This is a genomic window from Pararhodobacter marinus (assembly GCF_003122215.1).
Taxonomy (GTDB): domain Bacteria; phylum Pseudomonadota; class Alphaproteobacteria; order Rhodobacterales; family Rhodobacteraceae; genus Pararhodobacter; species Pararhodobacter marinus.
Map to the genome: position 1 here is coordinate 296,100 of NZ_QEYD01000005.1, position 23,421 is coordinate 319,520.

General features: G+C 67.0%; 24 protein-coding genes and 1 tRNA gene. 10 read left to right on the forward strand and 15 right to left on the reverse strand.

From position 1 onward, the window contains the following. Positions 1-486, reverse strand: coding sequence for a hypothetical protein (locus tag C4N9_RS10145; RefSeq protein WP_146195150.1), 486 nt, complete (start codon positions 484-486; stop codon positions 1-3). A gap of 225 nt (positions 487-711) precedes the next feature. Continuing rightward, entirely contained in the window at positions 712-1,596 is an 885-nt protein-coding gene (locus C4N9_RS10150; RefSeq protein WP_109533212.1) for an aldose epimerase family protein, read from the reverse strand. A 234-nt stretch (positions 1,597-1,830) separates the two neighbouring features. Here C4N9_RS10150 and C4N9_RS10155 point away from each other — a divergent pair, with 234 nt between their 5' ends. From C4N9_RS10155 to C4N9_RS10175, 5 genes are read left to right on the forward strand one after another with little or no spacing between them, the layout of a single operon-like run. Beyond that, positions 1,831-3,492, forward strand: coding sequence for an amidohydrolase (locus C4N9_RS10155; protein WP_109533213.1), 1,662 nt, complete (start codon positions 1,831-1,833; stop codon positions 3,490-3,492). Further along, the gene (locus C4N9_RS10160) at positions 3,489-4,574 is read left to right on the forward strand and encodes an ABC transporter ATP-binding protein (RefSeq protein ID WP_109533214.1); all 1,086 of its coding nucleotides are present in this window, start codon (positions 3,489-3,491) and stop codon (positions 4,572-4,574) included. Before C4N9_RS10155 ends, C4N9_RS10160 begins: the two co-directional genes overlap by 4 nt. 4 nt (positions 4,575-4,578) lie before the next feature. Then, positions 4,579-5,517 carry an ABC transporter permease gene (locus C4N9_RS10165; RefSeq protein WP_109533215.1) on the forward strand — a complete coding sequence of 313 codons (939 nt, stop codon included), beginning with the start codon at positions 4,579-4,581 and terminating at the stop codon, positions 5,515-5,517. Beyond that, positions 5,510-6,310, forward strand: coding sequence for an ABC transporter permease (locus C4N9_RS10170; RefSeq protein ID WP_109533216.1), 801 nt, complete (start codon positions 5,510-5,512; stop codon positions 6,308-6,310). The genes C4N9_RS10165 and C4N9_RS10170 overlap by 8 nt, the downstream gene beginning before the upstream one ends. A 32-nt stretch (positions 6,311-6,342) precedes the next feature. Continuing rightward, positions 6,343-7,371 carry an ABC transporter substrate-binding protein gene (locus C4N9_RS10175; RefSeq protein WP_109533217.1) on the forward strand — a complete coding sequence of 343 codons (1,029 nt, stop codon included), beginning with the start codon at positions 6,343-6,345 and terminating at the stop codon, positions 7,369-7,371. A gap of 51 nt (positions 7,372-7,422) precedes the next feature. On the opposite strand, the gene C4N9_RS10180 is transcribed toward C4N9_RS10175, so the two are convergent. The 5 genes from C4N9_RS10180 to C4N9_RS10200 all read right to left on the reverse strand — a co-directional run bounded on the left by C4N9_RS10180 (position 7,423) and on the right by C4N9_RS10200 (position 11,753). Next, positions 7,423-8,421, reverse strand: coding sequence for a serine hydrolase domain-containing protein (locus C4N9_RS10180; RefSeq protein ID WP_109533218.1), 999 nt, complete (start codon positions 8,419-8,421; stop codon positions 7,423-7,425). 116 nt (positions 8,422-8,537) lie between these two features. Next, positions 8,538-9,485 carry a 5-oxoprolinase subunit C family protein gene (locus C4N9_RS10185; RefSeq protein ID WP_109533219.1) on the reverse strand — a complete coding sequence of 316 codons (948 nt, stop codon included), beginning with the start codon at positions 9,483-9,485 and terminating at the stop codon, positions 8,538-8,540. Beyond that, positions 9,478-10,173: a 5-oxoprolinase subunit B family protein gene (locus C4N9_RS10190; RefSeq protein WP_109533220.1), complete on the reverse strand. Its 696-nt coding sequence runs from the start codon at positions 10,171-10,173 to the stop codon at positions 9,478-9,480. Before C4N9_RS10190 ends, C4N9_RS10185 begins: the two co-directional genes overlap by 8 nt. After that, entirely contained in the window at positions 10,170-10,925 is a 756-nt protein-coding gene (locus tag C4N9_RS10195; RefSeq protein WP_109533221.1) for a LamB/YcsF family protein, read from the reverse strand. Before C4N9_RS10195 ends, C4N9_RS10190 begins: the two co-directional genes overlap by 4 nt. A 57-nt stretch (positions 10,926-10,982) precedes the next feature. Next, complete coding sequence (locus C4N9_RS10200; RefSeq protein WP_210404010.1) at positions 10,983-11,753, reverse strand: glutaredoxin family protein; 771 nt, start codon at positions 11,751-11,753, stop codon at positions 10,983-10,985. A gap of 143 nt (positions 11,754-11,896) precedes the next feature. On the opposite strand from C4N9_RS10200, the gene C4N9_RS10205 reads away from it, so the two are divergent. Continuing rightward, positions 11,897-12,397 carry a PadR family transcriptional regulator gene (locus C4N9_RS10205; protein WP_109533222.1) on the forward strand — a complete coding sequence of 167 codons (501 nt, stop codon included), beginning with the start codon at positions 11,897-11,899 and terminating at the stop codon, positions 12,395-12,397. 26 nt (positions 12,398-12,423) lie between these two features. After that, positions 12,424-13,179 carry a siderophore-interacting protein gene (locus C4N9_RS10210; RefSeq protein ID WP_109533223.1) on the forward strand — a complete coding sequence of 252 codons (756 nt, stop codon included), beginning with the start codon at positions 12,424-12,426 and terminating at the stop codon, positions 13,177-13,179. 18 nt (positions 13,180-13,197) lie between these two features. On the opposite strand, the gene C4N9_RS10215 is transcribed toward C4N9_RS10210, so the two are convergent. The 3 genes from C4N9_RS10215 to C4N9_RS10225 form a co-directional block, all read right to left on the reverse strand. Further along, on the reverse strand, positions 13,198-14,724 hold the full coding sequence (locus tag C4N9_RS10215) for a cryptochrome/photolyase family protein (protein ID WP_109533224.1): 1,527 nt from the start codon (positions 14,722-14,724) through the stop codon (positions 13,198-13,200). After that, positions 14,718-15,377 carry an SDR family NAD(P)-dependent oxidoreductase gene (locus C4N9_RS10220; RefSeq protein ID WP_109533286.1) on the reverse strand — a complete coding sequence of 220 codons (660 nt, stop codon included), beginning with the start codon at positions 15,375-15,377 and terminating at the stop codon, positions 14,718-14,720. Before C4N9_RS10220 ends, C4N9_RS10215 begins: the two co-directional genes overlap by 7 nt. Positions 15,378-15,510: 133 nt before the next feature. Further along, the gene (locus C4N9_RS10225) at positions 15,511-16,650 is read right to left on the reverse strand and encodes a PQQ-dependent sugar dehydrogenase (RefSeq protein ID WP_210404011.1); all 1,140 of its coding nucleotides are present in this window, start codon (positions 16,648-16,650) and stop codon (positions 15,511-15,513) included. A 322-nt stretch (positions 16,651-16,972) separates the two neighbouring features. Between C4N9_RS10225 and C4N9_RS10230 the strand changes: the two genes are divergently transcribed. Together C4N9_RS10230 and C4N9_RS10235 are read left to right on the forward strand one after the other, a co-directional pair. Next, positions 16,973-18,979: a TonB-dependent receptor plug domain-containing protein gene (locus C4N9_RS10230; protein WP_109533226.1), complete on the forward strand. Its 2,007-nt coding sequence runs from the start codon at positions 16,973-16,975 to the stop codon at positions 18,977-18,979. A gap of 88 nt (positions 18,980-19,067) precedes the next feature. After that, the gene (locus C4N9_RS10235; RefSeq protein ID WP_109533227.1) at positions 19,068-19,838 is read left to right on the forward strand and encodes a 3-keto-5-aminohexanoate cleavage protein; all 771 of its coding nucleotides are present in this window, start codon (positions 19,068-19,070) and stop codon (positions 19,836-19,838) included. Between the two features lie 13 nt (positions 19,839-19,851). Here the strand turns inward: C4N9_RS10235 and C4N9_RS10240 are convergent, their stop codons facing one another. Together C4N9_RS10240 and C4N9_RS22500 are read right to left on the reverse strand one after the other, a co-directional pair. Next, the gene (locus tag C4N9_RS10240; RefSeq protein ID WP_168192194.1) at positions 19,852-20,544 is read right to left on the reverse strand and encodes a LysR substrate-binding domain-containing protein; all 693 of its coding nucleotides are present in this window, start codon (positions 20,542-20,544) and stop codon (positions 19,852-19,854) included. Beyond that, positions 20,427-20,759: a helix-turn-helix domain-containing protein gene (locus C4N9_RS22500; protein ID WP_109533229.1), complete on the reverse strand. Its 333-nt coding sequence runs from the start codon at positions 20,757-20,759 to the stop codon at positions 20,427-20,429. The genes C4N9_RS10240 and C4N9_RS22500 overlap by 118 nt, the downstream gene beginning before the upstream one ends. A gap of 73 nt (positions 20,760-20,832) precedes the next feature. On the opposite strand from C4N9_RS22500, the gene C4N9_RS10250 reads away from it, so the two are divergent. Beyond that, positions 20,833-22,020, forward strand: a complete 1,188-nt coding sequence (locus C4N9_RS10250) for a cytochrome P450 (protein WP_109533230.1) — start codon at positions 20,833-20,835, stop codon at positions 22,018-22,020. A 24-nt stretch (positions 22,021-22,044) separates the two neighbouring features. On the opposite strand, the gene C4N9_RS10255 is transcribed toward C4N9_RS10250, so the two are convergent. From C4N9_RS10255 to ssb, 3 genes are all read right to left on the reverse strand, one after another. Next, positions 22,045-22,461, reverse strand: coding sequence for a cupin domain-containing protein (locus C4N9_RS10255; RefSeq protein ID WP_109533231.1), 417 nt, complete (start codon positions 22,459-22,461; stop codon positions 22,045-22,047). Between the two features lie 125 nt (positions 22,462-22,586). After that, positions 22,587-22,660, reverse strand: a tRNA-Gly gene (locus C4N9_RS10260). Positions 22,661-22,807: 147 nt separating this feature from the next. Continuing rightward, on the reverse strand, positions 22,808-23,338 hold the full coding sequence (ssb, locus tag C4N9_RS10265; RefSeq protein ID WP_109533232.1) for a single-stranded DNA-binding protein: 531 nt from the start codon (positions 23,336-23,338) through the stop codon (positions 22,808-22,810). Between the last annotated feature and the right edge of the window lie 83 nt (positions 23,339-23,421).

Genomic DNA, 23,421 nt, shown 5'->3' on the forward strand with positions numbered 1-23,421 from the left:
TCAGCTTGCCTGCGCCAGCAGGGTCTCCTGCGCATCGAGCATCAGGATCCGGTCCGCGGCTGCGGCAAAGATGGCGAAAGCGCGGTTCGCATCGGACAGGATGCGCGCGGCTTCGGGCGTGGTGCTGTCGATTCCGCCCATCCGTTTGCAGAAGGCCCGCCAGGCCTCCATATCGGGCTCTTGCCCGAAATAGCCGGTCTGCTGATCCTCGGGCAGGCCCCGGCGCATCATCTCGGTGCCCATCTGCGAGCCCAGCACCAGATAGGCAACCGCATCGGGATGCAGGCGCGGCGCAGGCAGGGGGGCGTCGGGCGCCGTATCGCACAGACCCTCGTCCAGAACGGTCAGGATGCGGCGCAGCGCACCGGTCGCCTCGGCCGCCTGTCCACCGCAGGCGGCCCTGAGCGTGGAGAAACCCAGCCGGTGAATGCGGCAGAAGGCGTCGCGGCGTTCGGCAATCAGGAGGTTCAGAGGCGAGATCCGCATATCCAGGGCCTCGTGGGCGGGCCGGGTATCGGAACGAAGGGCGGCGCGCAGGCTGGGCGCTGCGGCATCCGTCGAAGCAGTCACGGGATCGAGCAAATTATTTCGCCATCATGTCAGAAACAGGCACCCGCGAGGTCGGATGTCCCGGGTGAACGCACACAGCAGGATCGGGTTCCGTTCGAAAAGAATAAATTTCAAAAATGGTTAACGGAGGTCGCGCCGTGCTCAGTCCGCCTCGATGGCCACGCTCAGCACCTGCCGGTAGGGGCGCTCGGGGCTGGCCAGGACAGAGGGAAAGCCGGGGACGTTCACCGCGTTCGGATAGCCCGATGGCTCCAGGCACAACCCGTCGCGCGGGGTGAAGGGGGCGCCCAGATTGTGCCCGCTGTAAAGCTGCGCGCCCGGCTGGTCGGACCACATCCGCATCCGCAGACCGTCGCCGCGAAGCTCTGCCACCGGCGCATCGGGGTCGCGTGCCTTTTCGAACACCAGGAAATCGTCGGCCGCCACCGGCAGGCTTCCGCCTTCGCGCAAGTCCAGAGGCCCGGCGGGCAGCACATCGCCGCCCATGATCCCCGCGCCGTCGCGCGCCAGTCGCCGGTCCGCGCAGATCCGGCCCCGGGGCGCGGTGCCCAGACGGTAGTAATTGTGCTGGGCCAGCGAGACAGGCGTTTCACGATCGGGCAGGGCGCGCATGTCATAGGTCAGCCGCATTCCGTCCAGCGTGACAGTGACGGTGAAATCGACCGTTCCGGGGAAGCCCATCTCGCCCTCGGGCGAACGATAGGAAAACCGCGCGCGCCGGGGGCCCTCGGCCTCGAGCCGCCAGTTCACCGCCCAAAGCCCGCCGGGCCCGCCATGCAGCTGATGCGGCCCGTCATTGGCGACAAGCCTGTGCCCGTCATAGGCGGCGCCGCCGATGCGGTTCGCCACCCGCCCGACGATGGCCCCCAGGAAATAGGGGTCGCGGCGATAGGCGTCGGGATCGGCATGGCCCAGGATCACCGGACGCGGCCCGGCGGGCGTGGCCAGCGTCCAGTCCTGCGTGCGCGCCCCCAGGGACAGAAGCGAAACTCGGGTTTCGCCGTCTTCTAGCACAACGCGCTGCATGATCTGCTCCTGTTCGCGGGTTCCCGTGGCGTTGTTCTCGCTTGCCGGGACACGAAAGACCAGTGGCCGCCCCTGTCCCCCGCTGCCCGATTTCGCCGCCTTTTCCTGTCGGGTTGCGCAACGGGACGGCGCAATCGCAAGACCAGCATTGTCGGGGGCGGACGCGATCGTTGCTATTTGATCAAATAATTGCTCAACTGAGTCGCATCGACGGGTTTCGCAAGACGGGGAAGCATGGGTCTGGCAACATTGATCGTGATTAACGGGCGCGTCCTGACCATGGACGACACCCGGCCTCGCGCCGAAGCCGTCGCGCTTCAGGCAGAACGCATCCTCGCGCTGGGTGACAACGACACGATCCGCGAACTGGCCGGGCGCGGCTGCCGGATCATCGACGCGCAGGGCGCCACCATCCTGCCCGGCTTCATCGAAAGCCACCTGCATCTGTTCATGGGCGGCAACGAGCTGGCCCATCTGCAATTGCTGGGCGTGCACGGCCCCGAGGCGCTGGCCAAGGCGCTGACCGACTACGCCGCCGCGCATCCCGATGCGCCGATGTTGCTGGGGCAGGGCTGCGATTACGGCATCTACGACCGCTCGCTCACCCGCCACGACATCGACGCGATCATCGCCGACCGGCCGGTCCTGTTCACGGCGCCCGACCATCACACCGCCTGGGCCAATACCAGGGCGCTGGAAATGGCGGGGATCCTGAACGGGCGCGACTTGCCGACCGGCAACGAGATCGTCATGGCCGAGGACGGCACCGCGACCGGAGAGCTGCGCGAATTCAAGGCCTTCGAGCCGGTTCTTCAGCTGACAGGGCAGGACCGCATCAATGCCGGCATCGCCACCGGCGAGGAACCCGTGCCGCTGCCCACGCATGACGAGCTGATCGCCGATCTGGAGCCCATGGAGCGCGGGCTGCAATACTGCGCGCGCCACGGCTTCACGTCGCTCGTGAACATGGACGGCAACCGCTACACGCTGCTCGTGCTGTCCGAGCTGCGCCGTCAGGGGCGTCTGACCGCGCGCGTGCGCGTTCCCTTTCATTATCGCCCGCACCGCGAGGTCGCGGATCTGGCCGGCGCCACGACGCTCTCGGCCGAGTTCAACGACGACTGGCTGGCCTCGGGCTTCGTCAAGCTGTTCATGGACGGGGTGATCGACAGCGAAACGGCGGTCTGTCTGGAAGATTATCCCGATACCCCCGGCTGGAAGGGCGACCCCCTGCACAGCGCCGAGCGGTTTTCCGAGATCGCCATCGAAGCCGACCGCCGCGGGCTGCAGATCGCCGTTCACGCCATCGGCGACGGCGCGGTGCGGCGCGTGCTCGACGGGTACGAGGCCGCGCGCAAGGCCAATGGCCCGCGCGATTCGCGCCACCGGATCGAGCATATCGAACTGATCCACCGCGATGACGTGCCCCGGCTGGCCGAGCTCGGCGTCGTCGCCTCGATCCAGCCCTCGCACCCGCCCGGCAGTCTGGATTTCCCGGTCTTCCCGACGATGGACAAGATCCCGCGCCACCGCTGGAAAGACGCCTATCTGGCGCGCGACCTTGCCGATGCGGGGGCGCATCTGACCTTTGCCTCGGACTGGCCTGTCGCCGACATCAACCCGCTGCGCTCGATTCAGGCGGCGATCACGCGCCCGGTCTATGACGAAGGCGCGACGGATCAGTCGGTCACGCTGATGGAAGCGCTCAAAGCCTATACGATCGGCGGCGCGTGGACCGAGCATGCCGAGGATCGCAAGGGGATGCTGAAACCCGGCTATCTGAGCGATCTGGTGATCCTGTCGGGCGATATCGAAGCGACCGCGCCCGAAAGCATCGGCGCGATGAGCGTTGCCACCACCATTTGCGGCGGTCGCGTCGTCTGGGAGGCCGCATGAGCGCCGAAATCGAGATCACCGGGCTGGGCAAGGTCTTTGGTCAGGGGGCGGCCGCGTTCCGGGCGCTGTCGGATATCAACCTGAGCATCGGCACGGGCGAATTCTTTACGCTTCTGGGCCCTTCGGGCTGCGGCAAGACCACGCTCTTGCGCGTCATCGCGGGGTTCGAGGCGCCCAGCATGGGCAGCCTGAAGATCAACGGCGACGAGGTCGCGGCGAAGGGCCCCAATGCCCGGCCCGTCAACACCGTGTTCCAGAACTACGCGCTGTTTCCGCATATGAGCGTGGCGCAGAATATCGGCTTCGGGCTGAAGATGCTGGGCAAACCCAGGGCCGAGATCGACGCCACCGTGGCCGAGATGCTGCGGCTGGTGCGGATGGAGCCCATGGCCGAGCGCAAGCCGTCGGAAATCTCGGGCGGTCAGCAACAGCGCGTGGCTTTGGCCCGCGCGCTGGCGCCGCGCCCGCGCGTGCTGTTGCTGGACGAGCCGCTCAGCGCGCTGGACCTGAAGCTGCGCAAGGAAATGCAGAGCGAACTCAAGCGCCTGCAGGGCGAAACGGGGATCACCTTTGTCTTCGTCACGCATGATCAGGAAGAGGCGCTGACGATGTCCGACCGCATCGCGGTGATGAGCGCCGGGCGCATCCTGCAATGCGGCACGCCGCATGACATCTACCACGCGCCGTCCGACCGTTTCGTCGCGGATTTCATCGGCGACACCAACTTCCTGACCGTCCCCGTCGCGGCGCTCGATGCTCAGGGCGCCACTGTCACGCTGCCCGGCGGCGCGCAGGCCCCGGCGCGGCTGCCCGAGGGAATGCGCCCCGTCACCGGCGAAGAGGTTACCGCCGTGATCCGCCCCGAACAGGCCACGCTGGCCGAGCCGGGCGCGGGCGATATGGACGGGGTCGTCGAAACCAGCACTTTCTTCGGCACCGACACGCATATCCATCTGAAACTGGCCGACGGGCAGGGCTTCGTGCTGCGGCGTCAGAACACCGCCGATCTGGCCGCGCCCGATCCCGGCAGCACGCTGGGCATCGCGCTGGGCGCGGGCACCTTGCGGATCCTGAAGGACTGACGCCATGGCAACGCCCCCCGACAGCGCAACAGGACCCGATCCCGACCCGCAAAAGGAAAGCCACGGCTGGAAATGGCTGCTCAGCGCGCCCGCGCTTCTGGTGCTTCTGGTCGCGGCATCGGGGCCGCTGATGATCGTCGCGGTCTATTCGTTCCTCAGCCCCGGCAATGTCGGCGGGGTGGAATGGGATTTCTCGACCGAGGGCTGGTTCCGCGTCTTCTTCTCGCGCGACATTTTCGACCCCGAGAATGTCAGCTGGAACTGGGCCAATCTCAATGTCTTCTGGCGCACGATCTCGCTGTCTCTGCAGACCACGCTGATCTGCGCCGTGCTGGGCTTTCCCACCGCCTGGTTCATCGCCACCCGCCCGCCCGAGCGGCGCGCGCTGTGGCTGTTCCTGATCACCATCCCGTTCTGGACCAACCTGCTGATCCGTACCTTCGCCATTCAGGAACTTCTGCGCGGCAACGGGCTGATCAACACGATCCTGATGGCGACCGGGATCATCGACGAGCCGCTGCAATTGCTGTTCTCGAACTTCGCCATCCTCTTGGGCATGGCCTATGTCTTCCTGCCGCTGATGGTGCTGCCGCTCTATGCGGCGATGGACAAGCTGGATTTCCGGCTGGTCGAGGCGGGATACGACCTTTACGCCAGCCGCGTCCGCGTGCTGTGGCATGTCATCCTGCCGCTGGTGAAACCGGGCTTTGTCGCGGGCTCGATCCTTGTCTTCATCCCGTCGATCGGCGCCTATGTCACGCCGCGCGTGCTGGGCGGCGGGCGCACGATGATGCTGGGCAACCTGATCGCGCTGCAATTCGGACAGGGACGCAACTGGCCGCTGGGGGCGGCGCTGGCGATGCTGCTTCTGATCATCGTCATGGCCGCGCTGGTCTTTTACCTGCGCGCCGTCAACGGAGAGGAGGGCAAGCGCCGTGGCTAGATCCTATGACGTGCGCCGCCTGCCGGGCTTTGGCGCCATCGCCGTTCTGACCTTCATCCTGCTCTACCTTCCGATCCTCGTTCTGGTGGTGTTCAGCTTCAATGCCGGCCCGTCGCAATCGGAATGGGACGGGTTTTCGCTGCAATGGTACGTCGCGGCCTTCGGCAACCAGCAGGTGCAGGACGTGTCGATCCGGTCCCTGTGGCTGGCCACCGTGGCGGCGGGCATCGCGACCGCGCTGGCGGTGCCGGCGGCGCTGGCCACCACCCGCGTCAGCCGCTTTCCCGGCCAGACCATGATCTACGCGCTGATCAACCAGCCGCTGATGGTGCCCGAGATCGTCACCGGCATCGCGCTTCTGATCGTCGTGGCCTGGGTCAAGGTGAATTCGGGCTATTCGGGCATGGCTTATCTGGTGCTGGCGCATACCGCTTTCTGCATTCCCTTCGCCTATCTGCCGATCCGGGCGCGGCTGGAAACGCTGGACCCGACGCTGGAAACCGCGGCCGCCGATCTCTACGCCAATCCGTGGCAGGCCTTCCGTTACATCACCTTGCCGCTTCTGGTGCCGGGCATCGCGGCGGGATTCATGTTGGGATTCGTGATTTCCCTCGATACCGTGGTGATCACCGAATTCGTCAAATCGGCCGGGCAGGACACGCTGCCCACCTACATGCTCGGCCAGTTGCGCCGCGTCATCACGCCCGAGATGAACGCCATCGCAACCCTATTCCTAGCGCTGTCGCTTCTGTTCGTGACGGCGTTCTTCCTGATCACCCGCAAACGCGGGTGATCCAATAAAACCAACCAACTGGGAGCCAACACATGAAAAAGACACTGGTTTCGACGCTGGCCTTGCTGGCCTCGGCGGGCCTCGCCCATGCCGACGGGGTGCTCAACATCTATAACTGGGGCAATTACACCAGCCCCGAACTGATCGAGCAATTCACCGCCGATACGGGGATCGAGGTCACGATCACCGATTTCGACTCGAATGAAACGGCGCTTGCCCGCATCCGTCAGGGCGGTCATGGCTTCGATATCGTGGTGCCCACCCACAGCTATGTCCCGATCTGGATCGAAGAGGGGCTGCTGCAGCCGCTCGATCCCGAGATCGTCACCGACCGCGGCAACATCGCGCCGCAATGGGTCGATGTCGATTTCGACCCGGGCCGCGAATACACCGTGCCGTGGCAATGGGGCACCACCGGCATCGCCGTGAATACCTCGGTCTATGACGGCGACATCAACACCGCCGACATCATCTTCAATCCGCCCGAATCGCTGGTTGGCCGCATCAACGTCATCCCCGAGATGTCCGACGTGATGGCGATCGCGATCTATGCGGCGGGCGGCGACGATGTGTGCACCGACGACATGGACGTCCTGCGCGCCACCCGTGACATGCTGATGGAGGCCAAGCCGAACTGGCTGTCGCTCGATTACGGCACGATCGACAATTACGTCGCCGGCGACATCCTGGCCGGGATCTACTGGAACGGCGCGACGATGCGCGCGCGGCTGCAGAACCCGGACGTGGCCTATGGCTATCCGGCGACCGGCTACCCGGTCTGGATGGACAACGCCGCCGTGCTGGCCGATGCCCAGAACACCGAGAACGCGATGATCTTCATCAACTACATCCTGCAGCCCGAACATGCGGCGATGCTGTCGGATTTCGCGCGCTACGGTAACGGCATCGCCGGGTCCGAGGAATTCATGGATCCCGAGATGGCCTCCGCCCCCGAAATCTCGATCCCCGAGGAGCTGGTTTCGGCCGGTCGCTTCAACCCGACCTGCCCGCAGGAGATCCAGGATATCCGCACGCAGATCTGGACCGAGCTTCTGCAGTAAGTCCCGAAGCACACGGACATGAACGGGGGCTTCGGCCCCCGTTTTCACAGCTTACGCCAAAGCCGCGACCGGACCGCGCAACAGGTCCAGCAGCGCGCCGAAATACCCGTCCGAGCGTGCGGGGCGCGCCGGGTCCGAGGTGATCGCCACCGCCAGTCCCGACCGGGGCAGGGCGGCGATGATCTGCCCGCCATAGCCCCGCGCCAGCACCCAGCCGTCCTCGGTCAGGAACCAGCCATAACCGTAATCCAGCCCTGAATAGGGCGAGCGCGTGCGCGGAATGCGACTGGCGATGATCCAGTCGGCGGGCACGACCTGTTCCCCGTCCCAGCGTCCGCCATCGCGCATCATCACCGCCACCCGCAGCATGGCGCGGGGCGTGAGGCCCATCTCGTTGCCGCCGAAGTAAAAGCCTTGCGGATCGGTCAGCCAGTCGGGGATGTCGATCCCCAAGGGGTCGCCCAGACGCGCCCGCGCCAGATCGCGCAGGCTGGTGCCCGTGGCCTCGGCCAGCACCGCGCCCAGCAGATGCGTGGTGCCGGTCGAATAGATCATCCGGCCGCCATTTTCGGCGATACGCGGCTGGCGCAAGACATAGCTCACCCAGTCGCGGGAATTGACCCAGGCGCCGTAATCCGCGCCCGAGGTCCCCTGCAGGCCCATCCGCAGCGTGACCAGATCCTCCATCGTCAGATCGCCCACGCCCTCGGTCGCGTCGTCGGGGATGAGGCCCGGCGCCACGTCGGCCAGCGTCGAGTCCAGCGCGGGGATTTCTCCGCGCTCAAGCGCCGTGCCCAAGAGCAGCGCCAGCAGGCTTTTCGAGCACGACTTGATGTTGGCGACCTGATCGAGCCCGCGATCACGCGGCGCTTCGGCCACCACAAGCTCGTCCCCGCGCTGCACCATGATCGTGTGAAGCTGGTCCATGCCGCGTGCCTCGGCGGCGATTTCCTGCGCGGCGGATTGAGCGCGCAAGAGCGCGGGCGCGGCCAGCGGCACGGCAAGGCCGGTCAGCGCAAGGGCGGCGAAACGGCGGCGTGTCAGGGGCATGGGGATCCTCGGAATCGGTCGTCTTCCGGGACAGATAGCGGCCCCCGCAGTTTAGCGGCAGCACCTCTCACGGCGTCGTGACGCTCGGACCCCGCACAGCGCCGTGATCGCCTGCGTCAGAGGCGCGCGGCCCGTTTCGCGTGCTCGAAATACGCCTCGAGCCTCGCGGCATGGAACCGCGCCTGCTCGACCGCCGCGTCGGGGTCAAGCCGGGCGAAATCCAGCGCGTCGCCGGGTCTGAGCTGCGCGAACCCGTCCAGATCGTCGTCGAGCATCGTGGCGATCTTGGGGTAGCCGCCGGTGGTCTGGTGATCGGCCATCAGCACCGTCGCCACGCCGTCGCCCGCCACCTGGATCGAGCCGCGCAGGATCGGTTCAGAGGGGATCTGCAACGCGTCGCCCAGCTCCAGCGCCGGGCCTTTCAGCCGCACGCCCATCCGGTCGCCCTGCGGCGTGACATGCCAGGACCCGCTCAGCAGCGCCTCCAGGGCCTCGGGCCGAAAACACCGGGTCTGTGGGCCCGGCACGACATGCAGATGCGCGCGCGGGCGGGCGGTGACGGGCAGGGGCATCCGGCGGTCGGGCAAGGTCGCGGTGTCGCGCACCTTGAGCGTGCCGCCGGTTTTCACCATGCCGCCGCCCAGTCCGGACGCCGCGATGGTCGAGGCACTGCCCAGCCAGCGCGGCGCGTCCAGATCGCCCGCGAAGGCCAGATAGGCCCACGCGCCCCAATGGCCGCGCCGCACCACCAGCCGCTGGCCCGCGCGGATCGTCAGCACGCCCCAGGGCGCCACCGTCTGGCCGTCCAGCTCGATCACGAAACCGCCGCCGGTGATGGCTAGGCTGACCGCGCCCTCGGTGCAATCGAGCGTCAGCCCGCCCAGCGATACCTCGATCACCGGCGCGCCAAGCGGGCGACCCACGGCGATATTGGCCAGCGCCAGCGAGCGGCGGTCCATCGCGCCCGAGGCGGGCACGCCAAAGCGCAAATGCCCCGGACGGCCCGCATCCTGCAGGCTGACAAGCGGACCGGCAAAGGCCACCGAGAATTGCGCCTCAGCCATGGTTGCGCTCCGTCTGGCGGTGATACTCGTCCAGCGTGAGCCGGGTGAAGCGAACCCGGTCGCCCACATCGAACAGGAACGGCGCGGCCTCGTCCCCGGTCAGGATCTTCGCGGGCGAGCGTCCCAGCCGCCACCAGCCGGTGGGCATGGTCAGCGTCGTCACAAGGCATTGCGCGCCCGCGATGATGACGGACCCGTCGGGCACGCCGCGCACGGGCGCGGTCTTGCGGTCAAGCCGCAGGGCCTCGGGGATCCCCGCCAGATAGGCATAGCCCGGCGCGAAGCCATACATCGTCACGCGGTACTCGGCGCCCAGATGCGCGGCGATCACTGCCTCGGGGCTCATGCCCGCACGGTCTGCCACTTCGTCCAGGTCGGGGGCGAGGCTTTCGTCATAGCAAACGCCCACCTCATGCCGACGCGGCGCGGCGGTCTCGGGCCGGGGGCGGCCCAGAAGCCCCTCGACATGCGCCCGGATGGCGGCGTGATCGCTCGCGCGCGGATCGAAGACGACCAGAAGGTTGACGATGGCCGGCACCCATTCGCGCAGACCGGGGCAGGGCGCCTGCGACAAGGCGGCGTCCAGCGCCAGCACGGCCTCATGCGCGGCTTCGTCCTGCGTTTCGGCGAATTCAACGAGCAGCGCGTGATCGGCGACGGGGGTGAAACGGGGAAAGTCTGCGCTCACAGGAAGCTCGCGATCTCGACGTTCCGGGCGGTCAGGGCGCTACGGATCTCGCGCGCCATCGCCACCGCGCCGCGACTGTCGCCATGCACGCAGACCGACTGGGCCCTCAGCGGGATCGGATCTCCGCCCAACACCGGCATTTTTCCGGTCTCCAGAAAGCGCAGCAGCCGTTCCGCCGCCGCGCCCGCATCGTGGATCATCGCGCCGGGCTGGCTGCGGGGCACGAGCCGGCCATTGGGCAGATAGCCGCGATCCGCGAAGATCTCGGAGAACACGGTCAGCCCCGCCGCTCGCCCGGCCTCTTCCAGCTCGGTCCCGGAAATTGCCAGCAGCGCCAGATCGCCGGGCTGCGCCTTGACCGCCGCGACGATGGCATCGGCCATCGCGCGGTCGTCCATCGACACGTTCGACAGCGCGCCATGCGGCTTGACGTAGCGGATCACGGCCCCGGCCACAGCCGCCACGCCCGCCAGCGCGCCGATCTGCGCGGCCACCATGCGACCGGCCTCGGCGGGGCTCATGGGGATGACGCGGCGCCCGAAGCCTTCGCGGTCGGCATAGCCCGGGTGGGCGCCGATCACGACGCCCCGCTCGGCCGCAAGCCGCAGCGTGGTGAACATCGTCTCGGGATCGCTGGCATGGCCGCCACAGGCGATATTGGCCGAGGTCACGATATCCAGCATCGCCCGGTCGTCGCCCATGGACCAGGGCCCGTAGCTTTCGCCCAGATCCGAATTCAGGTCGATCCTCATGGCCCCTCCGCGCGTTGCGCGTCAAGCCAACCCCGGCGCGCGGGCAAGGTCAAGCCCTTAGAACGCCAGCACTTTAAGCCCCATCCACAGGCCCATGGCCAGCATCATCACGCTTTCGGTCAGCGACACGAATCCCAAGGGCACATTCGACGAGCCGCCGACGCAGGCGCATTTCAGCTCGCGCCTGTCGATATAGACCGCCTTGAACACGCTGACGGCACCGATCCCGCCGATGAGGATGGCGACGGGCGAGGCCAGCCAGAGCAGCGCGCCCGCCGTCATCAGGATCCCGGTCCCCGCTTCGAGGAACGGATAGACATAGCCATAGCGCACCCAGCGCTTGGCCAGCAGGTCGTAATTCAGGAACATGGTCGAGAACTGCTCGACATCCTGCAGCTTCTGGATCGCCAGCACGACCATCGACAGCGAGATGAACCATTCGAACGCCCGCAGCGTGAAGGGCGTGCCGTATTGGTGCAGCGAAAGCCCCAGCGCCAGAAGCGCGGTGCAGGCGAAGATGGCAATCACCGGCTGGTAGGAGGTGTCGCTCTGTTCTTCCTTGGGCGGGTCCTTGTGAAAGAACACCCGCAGATCGTCATAGCCGCCGATGCGGTCGCCGGCGATGAAGGTCTGCGGGGTGGTCTCGACACCGTGCTTTTCCATGAAGGCGTCGGTTTCGTCGCGCGTTTTCAGATGGTGGTCTTCGACCTCGTATCCTGCGCGTTCAAGCAGATCCTTGGATTTCAGGCCGAAGGGGCAGGTATGTTCGGGCATCACCATGCGGTAAAGCACGGCCGTTTTCCCGCTCTCGGTTGTGTCGCGTGGCATCGCGGCCTCCGTTTCTCGTGGCGTTCGTTACGGATGCGTCTGCAGGGACAACGAGCCTCCTGCGCTGGAAGGTTCCGCACGGGTGGGCAAAAAAAATCCCGATATATCTTGAAAGCCGATATATCGGGATTTAGATCCGGGTCATGGAAACGACCCCGGACCATGCCTCGACCTGCCCGCCCGGACGCCGGAAAAGCCGGCGTCTGTTCGATTATGGCGAACTGCGGATGCTGATCCTTGCCATGATCGCCGAGCGTCCGCGCCACGGCTACCAGATCATCAAGGCGATCGAGGACCGTTTCCAGGGCAGCTACACACCCAGCCCCGGCGTGGTCTATCCCGCGCTGAGCTGGCTGGAAGAGCAGGGCTTCGTCGCCGTCTCGGCGGGCGAGGGTGGGCGCAAGCTGTCCGCCATCACCCCGCAGGGCAAGGCCGCCCTTGCCGCGAATGCCGCACTTGTCGCCGATCTGCAGGCGCGCAAGCCGCTGGGCCGTCACGGCCTGCCCGTCGAAGTCGAAGAGGCCATGGACGCCATCAAGGCCGCCCTGCGCCGGGAATTCTCCGCCAGCCCCTCGCCAGAGCGGATCACCGCCATCGCCGCCACGCTTCACGCCGCGGCCGACAGCCTGAACGACGTGTCGTGAGCGTCGCCTCTCTACAGGAGCCGGATATGGAACAAGGCACCCAACCGATCATCACCCGCCACCGCCATGAACTGAAACGTCGCGAACTGACCGTGGACACGGTCACGCGCCTGACGCCGCATATGCTGCGCATCGTCTTCAAGGGCGAGGACCTGGCCGATTTCACCAGCCTTGCGCCCGACGACCACGTCAAGCTTTTGCTGCCGGGCGGCGGTGACGCGCCCGAGATGCGCGAATACACTCCCCGCACCTTCGATCCCGCGCGGCGCGAGCTGGTGGTGGATTTCGCCCTTCACGATGCCGGTCCCGCCACCGCCTGGGCGCTCGAGGCGCAGCCCGGAGACACGCTGATGGTGGGCGGGCCGCGCGGCTCGGCCGTGGTGGCGCCGGTCTTCGACTGGTGGATGCTCATCGCCGACGAGACCGGGCTGCCCGCCATGGGCCGCTGGGTCGAGGAATTGCCCGAGGGCGCGCAGGCCATCACGCTGGGCGCGGTACCCGGGCCCGAGGACCAGCAAAGCTGGATCACCCCGGCCCGGCATCAGGCCCATTGGGTGCACCGCCCGGTCGCGCAGGCCGCCGAAGCGGCGCCGCTGCTCGATGCCGCGCAAGCGCTGTCGCTGCCCGAGGGGCGCGGCTTCATCTGGATCGTCGCCGAGGCCAAGGTCGCCCGTGCGCTGCGCGACCATTTCGAAAGCCGTGGCCATCCGCGTCACCAGATGAAAGCCGCCGGTTACTGGATCATGGGTCAGGCCGACGCCTCGGACAAAGCGCTCGACTGACAGCCCGACCGACAGTCGTCAGACCGTCTCGCCGCGCGACATCCGCTCAAGGAAGGCCTCGGCCTCGTCGAGCACCGTCGCGCGGCGTTTCTCGTCCATCCGCTCCCATGTGCGGTACATCTGCGCCATGCGCGGATTGCCCTCGAACCGCTCGCGGTGGCGGATCAGGAAAGCCCAGTACAGCAGGTTGAACGGACAGGCCTTGTCGCCCGTCTTCGCCTTCACGCTATAGGCGCAGTCGCTGCAATAATCCGACATCCGGTCGATGTAATTGCCGCTCGACACATAGGGTTTCGACCCGACGATCCCGCCATCCGCGAACTGGCTCATGCCGACGGTATTGGGCGCCTCGACCCATTCGAAGGCGTCGATATAGACGCTCAGATACCATTCGTGCACCTCGGCCGGATTGATCCCGGCGATGAGAGCGAAATTCCCGGTGATCATCAGCCGCTGGATGTGATGGGCGTAAGCCTCGTCACGGGTCTGGGCGATGGCGTGACGCAGGCAGTTCATCTTCGTCTCGGCGCCCCAGTAGAGCGGCGGCAGGCCGCGCTGATGGTTGAGCCGGTTGCGGCGCGGGTAATCGCGGCCCTCGCGGAAATAGATCCCGCGCATGAATTCGCGCCAGCCGAGGATCTGGCGGATGAAGCCCTCGGCCGCGTTCAGCGGCGCGTCACCGTCGCGATAGGCTTTCTCGACGCGTTTGCAGACCTCGAGCGGATCCAGAAGACCGATATTCAGATAGGCCGAGATCAGCGAATGATAGAGGAACCGGTTCCCCGCCAGCATCGCATCCTGGTAATCGCCGAAACAGGGCAGGGCGTTCTTGATGAAATGGCGCAGGACCTTCTGCGCGCCTTGCCGGTCGGTGGCGAAGGCGAAAGGCTCGAGCCTGCCGAAATTGTCGCCGAAGCGGTCGGCCACCAGCGCCAGCACCTCCTGCACGGTCTCGTCGGGCTCGACCCGCACGGGTTCGGGCGCGAACAGGTCGTCCGAGGCGGGTTTGCGGTTCTCGTGGTCGTAATTCCACTGCCCGCCGTCGGGTTCGTCGCCGTCCATCAACAGGCCGGTCTTGCGCCGCATCTCGCGATAGAAATACTCCATCCGCAGCGCCTTGCGCCCCTCGGCCCAGTCGTCGAACGCCTTGTGGCTGGCGATGAAGCGGTCGTCTTCCAGCATCGTCAGGTCGAGCGGCAGTTCTTCCAGCGCGTCGATCAGCCGCCACTCGCCCGGCCGTGTGGTGATCACCTCGGACGCGCCGTGCTGGTCGGCCCGCCTGAGCAATTCGCCGGGGATCGAGCCCGCATTGTCGTCGTCATCGAGCCGGCTGTAGTCGACCGTCCACCCATCCTCGCGCAGCGCCGCGGCGAATTTGCGCATCGCGGCAAAGATCAGCGCGATCTTCTTGGGGTGGTGGGGGACGTAGCCCGCCTCGTCCGCGACCTCGGCCATGACCACCCGGTCGCTTGCCTTGTCCGCCGCCTTCAGCGCCGCGACCGAGGGCGTCAGCTGGTCGCCCAGCACCAGAATCAGCCTCACCACGCCACCGCCTTGCCCGCCCAGTCGAAGAACCCGCCATTATCGGCCGGCCCCAGACCGTCCAGCACCCCCAGCAGGTTCGCCGCCGCCTGATCCGGCGCGACCTTGCGATGGCCGGGATAATCCGCGGTGAACGGGGTCTCGACGGTCCCCGGATGCAGCGCCACGACTACCGCCTGCTTTCGCTTGCGGGCAATCTCGATGGCGGCGGTATGCACGATCTGGTTCGCCGCCGCCTTCGATGCGCGATAGGCATACCAGCCGCCGAGGGCGTTGTCGCCGATCGACCCCACGCGCGCGGTCAGCACGCCGACCTTGCAGGGCCCCTCGGCCAGAAGCCGGGGCAGGGCGCGCAGAACCAGCGCCGGGCCGATCGCATTGACCGCCATCACCCGCGCCATGACCTCCGCGTCGATCTCGGACAGCGCCTTTTCGGGGCGGGCGCCCTCGGGGGCCAGGATCCCGCTCGCCACGATCACCAGATCGAAACCCGGCTCCAGCGCGCCCAGCACCCGCGCGACCGAGTCCGCATCCGTCACATCGAGCCCGTCCTCGCGCCGCGACAGCCCGGTGACCGCCACGCCGCGCGCCCCCAGCGCGCGCATCAGCGCCGCGCCGATCCCGCCCGAGGCGCCGATGATCAAGGCCTTGTTCATCCCCGACAGGATAGCGCGCGCGCGACCTCCGCCAAGGCCGCGCGCGCGCATCTTTGTTCCTCAAATATCCTCGGGGGTGAATGGGCCGCAGGCCCAGAGGGGGCAGACAGCCCCCTTACGCCGCCCGCGGCTGTTACGGCGTCAGCCGCATCAGGCGACCGGGATCGCCGTCCTCGATCAGCCAGACCGCGCCGTCTGGCGCCACCGCGACGTCGCGGATCCGTGTGCCCATGTCGAAACGCTCGGCCTCGTCGGGCTGGCCCTGCGCGTCGATCTCGACGCGCACCAGCGCCATCCCCGCCAGCGCGCCGATCAGCGCCGAGCCGTCCCAGTCGGGGAACATCGCGCCGGAATAGAAGGACAGGCCCGACGGCGCGATGACCGGCGTCCAGTAGAGCGCCGGCGCGGCGTATTCTGGCCGGGTTTCGTGTCCCGGGATGGCCGAGCCGTCGTAATTCGTGCCCTCGGACACGTCCGACCAGCCGTAATTGGCGCCCCGCTCGATGCGGTTGAACTCGTCGCCGCCGCGCGGGCCCATTTCGTGTTCCCACAGCACGCCGTCGGGCGCGAAAGCAAGGCCATAGGGGTTGCGGTGCCCGGTCGACCAGGTGAGCGACTGCACCGGCCCTTCGCCCGCCCAGGGATTGTCGGCCGGCGCCGAGCCGTCGAGATTGAGCCGCAGGATCTTGCCGCGCGCCATCGCCGGGTCCTGCGCGGTCTCGGATTCCGTGCGCTCGCCCACGGTCAGGAAGACATGCTCGCCCGCCGGGTCGAAGGCGATGATCGCGCCGGGATGGCCGCCGCCGCCGCCATCGGGCTGGCGCCAGATCTCGGTCAGGTCGGACAGATGGGCCGAGCCGTCGCCCTGCCGCAGAACGGCGCGGGCCAGCACGATCTGGCTGCCATCCTCGCCGGGGGCGTTGTAGCTCAGGTAAATCACGCCGCTTTCGGCGTAATCCGGCGCGGGTGCGATGTCGTGCAGGCCCAGTTGCCCCGAAACCTGCACCCGCGGCACATTCGCCACCTCGGTCTTCTCGCCTTCGGGCGTGACGAGGAACAACCGCCCGTCATGCTCGGTCACCAGAAGCCGCCCCTCGGGCAGCACGGACAGCGCCCAGGGCGCTTCGAAATCGGCGATCTCGGTCACGGTGAAGGGCAGGTCGGGCAGGGCCGGGCGGTTCCCGGCATTGATCCCCTGCGCGACGGCGGCGATCGTGGCAATCCCGGCGCCGGCGCCGATAAGCGAGGCAACGAGGGTCAGGCGCGATGGCATGGTCATCTCCAAGGTCAGGGCGTTCGGGGTGAACGGATGCGTCTGGCGGTGTTAATCTAGTCACTCGCCCCGCAAAAACCACCGTCGCCGGCGCGTCCCACGCGTCTGTGACCCTGCGCCGCAGGCAGCGCGGCAATCTGCAGCGCGGGAGCGCCGTGACACCCCGCCGCCGGTGCGGGCCCGATGCGGCAAAATCCCCACAGCGCGCAATTCTCTGGCGGAAATCGACGATCCGACATGGCCCCCGCGTCGCGATATGGTACCTGCGACGCGCAGCGAGGCGCAGACCCAGCCAACACCCCCACCCGATCCGGAGGTTTGGATGGCCCGCCTGTCCCCCCTGCTTTCTCCCGCTTCCACCCCGCGCGCGCGTGCGCTGCTTCTGTCTGCCGTCGCGCTGTGCGGCCTGATGACCGCGCCCGCCGTCGCGCAGACCTCGCCGCTGGTGCAGTTTCTGGGCACCATCGTGCTCGACCCCGCTTTCGCCCGCGCCCGCGACCCCGAGGGCACGGCGGCCGATCGCGGCAACAGCCATTACGTCGCCGATGCCGAGCTTGAACGCGCGCGGACGGGCGATCTGCGCGACCTGTTTTCCGGCATCGCCTCGGTCTCGGTCGGTGGCGCGATCCCGATTGCGCAGAAGATCTTCGTCAACGGGATCGACATGCTCAACCTCGCCGTGGTGATGGATGGCGTGTCGCAGAACAACCGGCTGTTCCACCATATCTCGGCCAATGCCTTCGACCCCGGCCTTTTGCGCTTCGTGCGTGTCGATGCGGGTGCCGCCCCCGCCGATCTGGGCCCCCATGCGATGGCCGGCGCCGTGGTGATGGAAACCGTGGACCCGGTCGATTTCCTCGATCCCGGGGAAAGCTTCGGCGGGCAGGTGCGGCTGTCCTTCGACAGCAACGGCCAGACATGGGGCGGGTCGGCGACGGTCGCGGGGCGCATGGGCGCGCTCGAGTGGCTGGCCTATGCCCGCCGGGCCAGTGGCGAGGATTACCGCGACGGTGCCGGCGATCTGGTCGAGGGCAGCGCGGCGGCGTTGCAGACCGGGCTCGTCAAGCTGGCGTTTCAGGGCGATAACGGCCACCGGTTCGAGCTATCGGCGCAGACGATGGAAGACAACGCCCTGCGTCCCTACCGCGCCAATATCGGCAGCGTCGGGCGCCCCGATCCGCTGCGGCTTTACGAGACGCAGCGCAGTACCTACGCGTTTACCTATGAAAACACGCAGGCCGCGGGCTATTGGGACCCGCGCCTGACCATCGGCCTGTCGGATGTGACGGTCTCGGTCGATCAGCCCTATTATCCCACCCTGTCGCCCAGCCAGGGCGAGAACCGCACGCTCTCGGGCAGTTTCCAGAACACGTTCCACCTGTCGCCCGACGACACCATCGTTGCGGGCCTCGATTACTATGACCGGCGCAGCCAGTATTCCGATCCCTCGACGCGTCCCATCGTGGAAGCGGCGCGCAACTGGGGCCTGTTCGCGCAGGCCCGGCTGGAACCCACGGACGCCTGGTCGCTGTCCTTCGGCGCTCGCTGGGACCGCCAGGATTTCGTCGGCACCAATGGCTGGGAGGAAACCTTTTCGGGTTTCAGCGGCAATGCGTCGGTTTCCTATCAGGCGACCGAGGCGCTGCGGCTGCGCGGCGGGATCTCGTCGGTCTTCGGCGGCTTGGCGCTTGAGGACAATTTCATCTTCAACCCGGGCTGGGATTACACCGGGATGCGCGCCGCGCGGGCCGAGAATGTCACCCTCGGCTTCGACTGGGAACAGCAATCGCTGCGGCTCGATGGCGAGGTCTTCGTGACGCGCCTCAACGACGTGCGGCTGAGCAGCTATTCCGCCAATGCCGTCGGCGACGCGGAAAGCCGGGGTTTCAATCTGGGCATGGGCTTTGGCTGGGACAACGGTTTCCTCCGCGCCAGCTACGCCTATAGCCGCATCCGCGTGAACGGTGCGCCCACCGACAGCTATTCGGCGCTCGATCTGGGCGCGCCGCTGGGCGGTGTCATCGCGCTCGAGGCTCAGCACCGGCCCTGGGGCGGAGATTTCGTGATCGGCGGCAGCGTCGAGGCGGCGCTCGATTATGACGATCTGGGTGTGGATTCGGATCAGAGCCTGCCGGGCTACACCGTGTTCAATCTCTTCGTGGAATACGAGCCGCCCTCAATCCGCGGCATGGTCCTGCGGGCCGAGGTCAACAATGTCTTCGACACCCGCTATGCCGACCGCGCGACCTATGGCGGGGATTATGCCTCGGTCACGCCTCTTTACGAGCCCGGTCGCAGTTTCGCGCTGACCGCCTCGATGCGGTTCTGATCCCGCGGGCGGGCAGGGGGTCCTTGCCCGCCCTTTCCCAAGTCCCGGCAATCGTGCTCAATGCGGCCATCGCCACGAAGGAGCGCCGATGTCCCGTCTTTCGCCTCTGCCCCGGATCATGGTCGCCCCCAACGGCGCGCGCCGCACCAAGGCCGATCATCCCGCGCTGCCGGTAACCATCGTTGAAACCGCCCGCGCCGCCGCCGCCTGCCACGCGGCCGGGGCTGGCGCGATCCATGCCCATCTGCGCGATGCCGAGGGGCGGCACTGGCTCGATGCCGGGGCCTATGGCGAGTTGATCGCCGAGATCGCGCGCCTTGCCCCCGATATGCCCGTCCAGATCACTACCGAGGCCGCGGGCCGCTACGACCCCGCCGCGCAACGGGCGCTCTTGCGCGACATCCGGCCCGAGGGTGTCTCGATCGCGCTGACCGAGATGCTGGCCGATGGCGACCGCAAGGCCGCGCGCGCCTGCTATCACGCGCTGGCCGAGGCGGGCACAGCGGTGCAGCATATCCTTTACGAGGCCGATCAGCTTGACCTTCTGGCGCGCGAACAGGCGGCGGGGACGATCCCGCCGGGCGATCTGCAGACGCTCTTCGTTCTGGGGCGCTATACTGAGGGTCAGCACTCGGAGCCCGCGATGCTGGACCCGTTTCTCGACCGCCTGTCCGCGCTGGGCGTGACCGGCGACTGGGCGCTCTGCGCCTTCGGGCCGACCGAAACCGCCTGTCTGGCCGAGGCCCTGCGCCGGGGCGGCTGTGCCCGCGTGGGGTTCGAGAACAACCTGTGGATGGCCGATGGCAGCCTTGCCGCCGACAACGCCGCCCGCGTGGCCGAGATCGCCGCGCTGCTCTGACCCCGCGCCTTCTTTAATCTCCGGTCTCCATTGCCGCGCAGGCCCGCCGTATCGCGGCGCGCAGCCAGCGATGGCGCCCAGAACTGTCCGAGAGCGGGCTCCAGACCATGCGGATCTGCATCCGGCTGTCGAAGGGCGCCGATATTGCCGTCAGGGAGGGGCCGAAGATCCGCCCCAGTCGCGCGGGCGCCGTGAGCACCAGCTCGGACCCGGCGATCAGCCGCTCGACCCCGCCGAAGGACGGCACCCGCACCACCGGATCGAAGGCCACGCCCTGTCGCGCCAGATCGGCCTGCCAGAACGGGCTCCACCCTTCGGCATAGACGATCCCAAGATGCTGCGCCGACGCGAAATGGTCCAGATCCAGCCCTTCGCGCGCTATTGCGGAGTGCGGATCGACGAAACAGGCGTAATGCTCGTCAAACAGCCGCTCGCTGCGCAGCTTCTCGCGCCCCACGGGCATCGGCGTCAGTGCCAGATCGCAATCGCGCTCCAGAAGCAGCCGTTGCGGCGCGAAATTCGCGGGAATGACCGAGACCCGCAACAGGGGCGCCTCGTCGCGCAGAATCCGCAAAAGCGGCGGTAGGATCAGGCAGCGTTCGTAGAAATTCGCTGCGATGGTGATCGTCGCGCCGTCGCGGGCGATATCCTCGGCCTCGGGACCAATCGAGCGCATCGCCTCGAGGAGCGGGCGCAGTTGCGCCACGATGTCGTCGCAACGCGCGGTCGGGCTGAGCCCCCCAGGCTGCGGTGAAACAAAGGATCGTCCAGGGCACGCCGCAGCCGGTCCAGCGCGTGGCTGGCCGTGGATTGCGCGATGCCGCTGCGCTCGGCCGCCAATGACAGCGAGCCCGCCTCGTGGATCCGGCACAGAAGCGTCAGCGCTTTCAGGTCAAGCGACAGGATATCGAATTTCTGCATGTCCGTTATCGCTGGATTTCTGTTGATCGATAAGAGATCGCTCTAAACCTGAGCCATGCCAAGGGGGGATGTTATGGTGGAGACGGTCAGGGAACTGCCGGTGATCGACGACGTGGCGCTGGGCGCGATGTTTGACGATCCCTATCCGACCTATGCGCGCCTGCGCCGCGAGGCGCCGGTGGCTTGGCTCAAACCCGCCAACATCGCTCTGATCACAACCTTCGACGATATCATTGCCATCGAGAAGGACGATACCACCTTTCCCGCCAACGACCCGCGCAGCCTGATGTTCCGCTCGATGGGGCACACGCTGATGCGCCGGGACGGCGAGGACCACATGACCGAGCGCCGGGCGCTGGTGAAGACCTTCAGCCCGCCGATGATCAAGAGCCACTGGGCGCCGAAATTCGAGGATTTTGTCGAGGAACAAATCGCTCATCTTCGCACCAAGGGCGGTGGCGACCTGTTCGCCGAGTATTGCGCCCCCATCGCCAGCCGCGCGCTGGCCGAGGTGATCGGCATCCCCGAAGTGTCTTGGCAGGACATGCTGTGGTGGAGCCAGGCGCTGATCGACGCCACCGGCAATTACGCCGATCTGCCCGAACCGTGGGCGCGCTGCGCGCAGGCCAATGAGGGGATCGATGCGGCCATCGACCATCATGCCGAATATTGGCGGCGCGCGCCCAACCCCTCGGCCCTGTCGGCGATGTTGCAGGCGGGTTTCCCGATGGAAAAGATCCGCGCCAATATCAAGGTCGCCATCGGCGGCGGCATGAATGAGCCGCGCGACGCCATTGCCACGATGATCGTCGCCCTCCTGGAAAACCCCGATCAATGCGCGGCATGGCGCGCCGATCCGGGCCTCAGGCGAAAGGCCTTCGAAGAGGCGGTGCGCTGGGTCGCGCCCATCGGGCTCTATCCCCGCAAGGTCGCCCGCGACACGGTGCTGTCCGACACGCTCTTGCCGGCGGGCACGGCCATCGGGCTTGTGGCGGGTTCGGCCTGCCGCGACGAGCGCAAATTCGGGCCGGATGCCGGGCGCTACGATCTGCACCGCCCGCAGGCGCCGCATCTGGCCTTTGGATCGGGGCCGCATTTCTGTCTGGGCGCCTGGATGGCGCGGATGCTCGTGGGCGACATGGCGGTGCCTGCGCTGTTCGAGAATCTCCCCGACCTGCGCCTTGATCCCGACCACCCGCCGCGCTGGGGCGGCTGGGTCTTTCGCGGCCCGCTCAGCGTGCCGGCGCTTTGGGGGATCTGACCGTGCGCCTCCTTTTACCCAAGGTCAGCGCGCATCCTCGGGCGGGTGTTTGCTGAACCAGTCGACGATCATCGGCATATTGCCCTCGAACGCGCCGGGCGCGAAGACATTGAGCCCCTCGCGCGCCTCGCTGCGGTTTTCGAAATCATGCGTCACGCCGGCGGGCACGAAGAGGAAACTGCCGGGCCCGGCATCGCGCCATTCCTCGCCGATGAGGAACGTCACGGTGCCGTCCAGAACGTAGAAGATCTCGTCTTCGCGCTCGTGCGAATCCGCGCCGATCCCCTTCGTGTTCGGCTCCATCCACCATTCCGAGATCGAATATCGACCTGCGGTCTCGTCTCCATCGGCTTTGAACCGGGCCTGAATGCGGCCCATCTCGTAATTCCGGCTCTCGCCGGGATTCCGAAAGATCGGTGCCTTGCCCGCCTCCTGCGCCATGATGCCTTCCCCCGGCTGGATTTTCCCGGCCCGAGCGTAACGCAGCCCGCCGTATGCGGCAATTCATCCCGCCAGACCAGCGGTCATGACGGAGCAACGGATCAATCAGGAAAGTCTGTGGAGATTGGAGCGGGTAGCGGGAATCGAACCCGCGCGTTCAGCTTGGGAAGCTGACAGGCTACCATTACATCATACCCGCGCAGGCAGCGATGTATCGGGGTCACCCTCAGCCGTCAAGAGGGCAGCGCGCGGGTCTTGGTAGCGGGACGGCTCGTACACGGAGCTGCGATAAGAAAGCCCGGCGCAGGGGGACTGCGCCGGGCGGAATTTCAGCGATCGCACAGGATCAGAACGGGATTTCGTCATCCATGTCGGACGCGCCGCCGCCGAAGCCCCCGCGCGAGCCGCCGCCCGAGGATCCGCCGCCATAGCCGCCCGATCCACCGCGCGAGCCGCCACCCGACCCGCCGCCATAGCCCGGATCGTCATAGCCGCCGCCCGAGCCGCCGCCCGAAGCGCCATCGCCGCGCCCGTCCAGAAGCGTCAGCTCGCCGCGATAGGGGCGCAGCACAATCTCGGTCGTGTAGCGGTCCTGACCCTGCTGGTCCTGCCATTTGCGGGTTTCCAGCTGGCCCTCGATATAAACCTTCGAGCCCTTGCGCAGATACTGCTCGGCGATCTTGGCCAGCGGCTCGGAGAAGATCGCGACCGAATGCCATTCCGTGCGCTCGCGCCGTTCGCCCGAATTGCGGTCGCGCCAGCTTTCCGATGTGGCGATGCGCAGGTTGCACACCTTGCCGCCGTTCTGGAAGCTGCGGACCTCGGGGTCGCGGCCCAGGTTGCCGACCAGAATCACCTTGTTGACCGAACCTGCCATTTTCCGCTCCCAGGACTTGTCGAATCTTTGCCGTGCATGGGTACACCACAAGATGATGGTTAGGAAACCGATAACGATACCCT

What these genes read in the sequence shown, in the direction of transcription:
- C4N9_RS10145 (WP_146195150.1), bottom strand. Translation starts at nt 486, where the DNA reads ATGCGGATCTCGCCTCTGAACCTCCTGATTGCCGAACGCCGCGACGCC.
- C4N9_RS10150 (WP_109533212.1), bottom strand. Translation starts at nt 1,596, where the DNA reads ATGCAGCGCGTTGTGCTAGAAGACGGCGAAACCCGAGTTTCGCTTCTG.
- C4N9_RS10155 (WP_109533213.1), top strand. Translation starts at nt 1,831, where the DNA reads ATGGGTCTGGCAACATTGATCGTGATTAACGGGCGCGTCCTGACCATG.
- C4N9_RS10160 (WP_109533214.1), top strand. Translation starts at nt 3,489, where the DNA reads ATGAGCGCCGAAATCGAGATCACCGGGCTGGGCAAGGTCTTTGGTCAG.
- C4N9_RS10165 (WP_109533215.1), top strand. Translation starts at nt 4,579, where the DNA reads ATGGCAACGCCCCCCGACAGCGCAACAGGACCCGATCCCGACCCGCAA.
- C4N9_RS10175 (WP_109533217.1), top strand. Translation starts at nt 6,343, where the DNA reads ATGAAAAAGACACTGGTTTCGACGCTGGCCTTGCTGGCCTCGGCGGGC.
- C4N9_RS10180 (WP_109533218.1), bottom strand. Translation starts at nt 8,421, where the DNA reads ATGCCCCTGACACGCCGCCGTTTCGCCGCCCTTGCGCTGACCGGCCTT.
- C4N9_RS10185 (WP_109533219.1), bottom strand. Translation starts at nt 9,485, where the DNA reads ATGGCTGAGGCGCAATTCTCGGTGGCCTTTGCCGGTCCGCTTGTCAGC.
- C4N9_RS10195 (WP_109533221.1), bottom strand. Translation starts at nt 10,925, where the DNA reads ATGAGGATCGACCTGAATTCGGATCTGGGCGAAAGCTACGGGCCCTGG.
- C4N9_RS10200 (WP_210404010.1), bottom strand. Translation starts at nt 11,753, where the DNA reads ATGCCACGCGACACAACCGAGAGCGGGAAAACGGCCGTGCTTTACCGC.
- C4N9_RS10205 (WP_109533222.1), top strand. Translation starts at nt 11,897, where the DNA reads ATGGAAACGACCCCGGACCATGCCTCGACCTGCCCGCCCGGACGCCGG.
- C4N9_RS10210 (WP_109533223.1), top strand. Translation starts at nt 12,424, where the DNA reads ATGGAACAAGGCACCCAACCGATCATCACCCGCCACCGCCATGAACTG.
- C4N9_RS10220 (WP_109533286.1), bottom strand. Translation starts at nt 15,377, where the DNA reads ATGAACAAGGCCTTGATCATCGGCGCCTCGGGCGGGATCGGCGCGGCG.
- C4N9_RS10225 (WP_210404011.1), bottom strand. Translation starts at nt 16,650, where the DNA reads ATGCCATCGCGCCTGACCCTCGTTGCCTCGCTTATCGGCGCCGGCGCC.
- C4N9_RS10230 (WP_109533226.1), top strand. Translation starts at nt 16,973, where the DNA reads ATGGCCCGCCTGTCCCCCCTGCTTTCTCCCGCTTCCACCCCGCGCGCG.
- C4N9_RS10235 (WP_109533227.1), top strand. Translation starts at nt 19,068, where the DNA reads ATGTCCCGTCTTTCGCCTCTGCCCCGGATCATGGTCGCCCCCAACGGC.
- C4N9_RS22500 (WP_109533229.1), bottom strand. Translation starts at nt 20,759, where the DNA reads ATGCAGAAATTCGATATCCTGTCGCTTGACCTGAAAGCGCTGACGCTT.
- C4N9_RS10250 (WP_109533230.1), top strand. Translation starts at nt 20,833, where the DNA reads ATGGTGGAGACGGTCAGGGAACTGCCGGTGATCGACGACGTGGCGCTG.
- C4N9_RS10255 (WP_109533231.1), bottom strand. Translation starts at nt 22,461, where the DNA reads ATGGCGCAGGAGGCGGGCAAGGCACCGATCTTTCGGAATCCCGGCGAG.
- ssb (WP_109533232.1), bottom strand. Translation starts at nt 23,338, where the DNA reads ATGGCAGGTTCGGTCAACAAGGTGATTCTGGTCGGCAACCTGGGCCGC.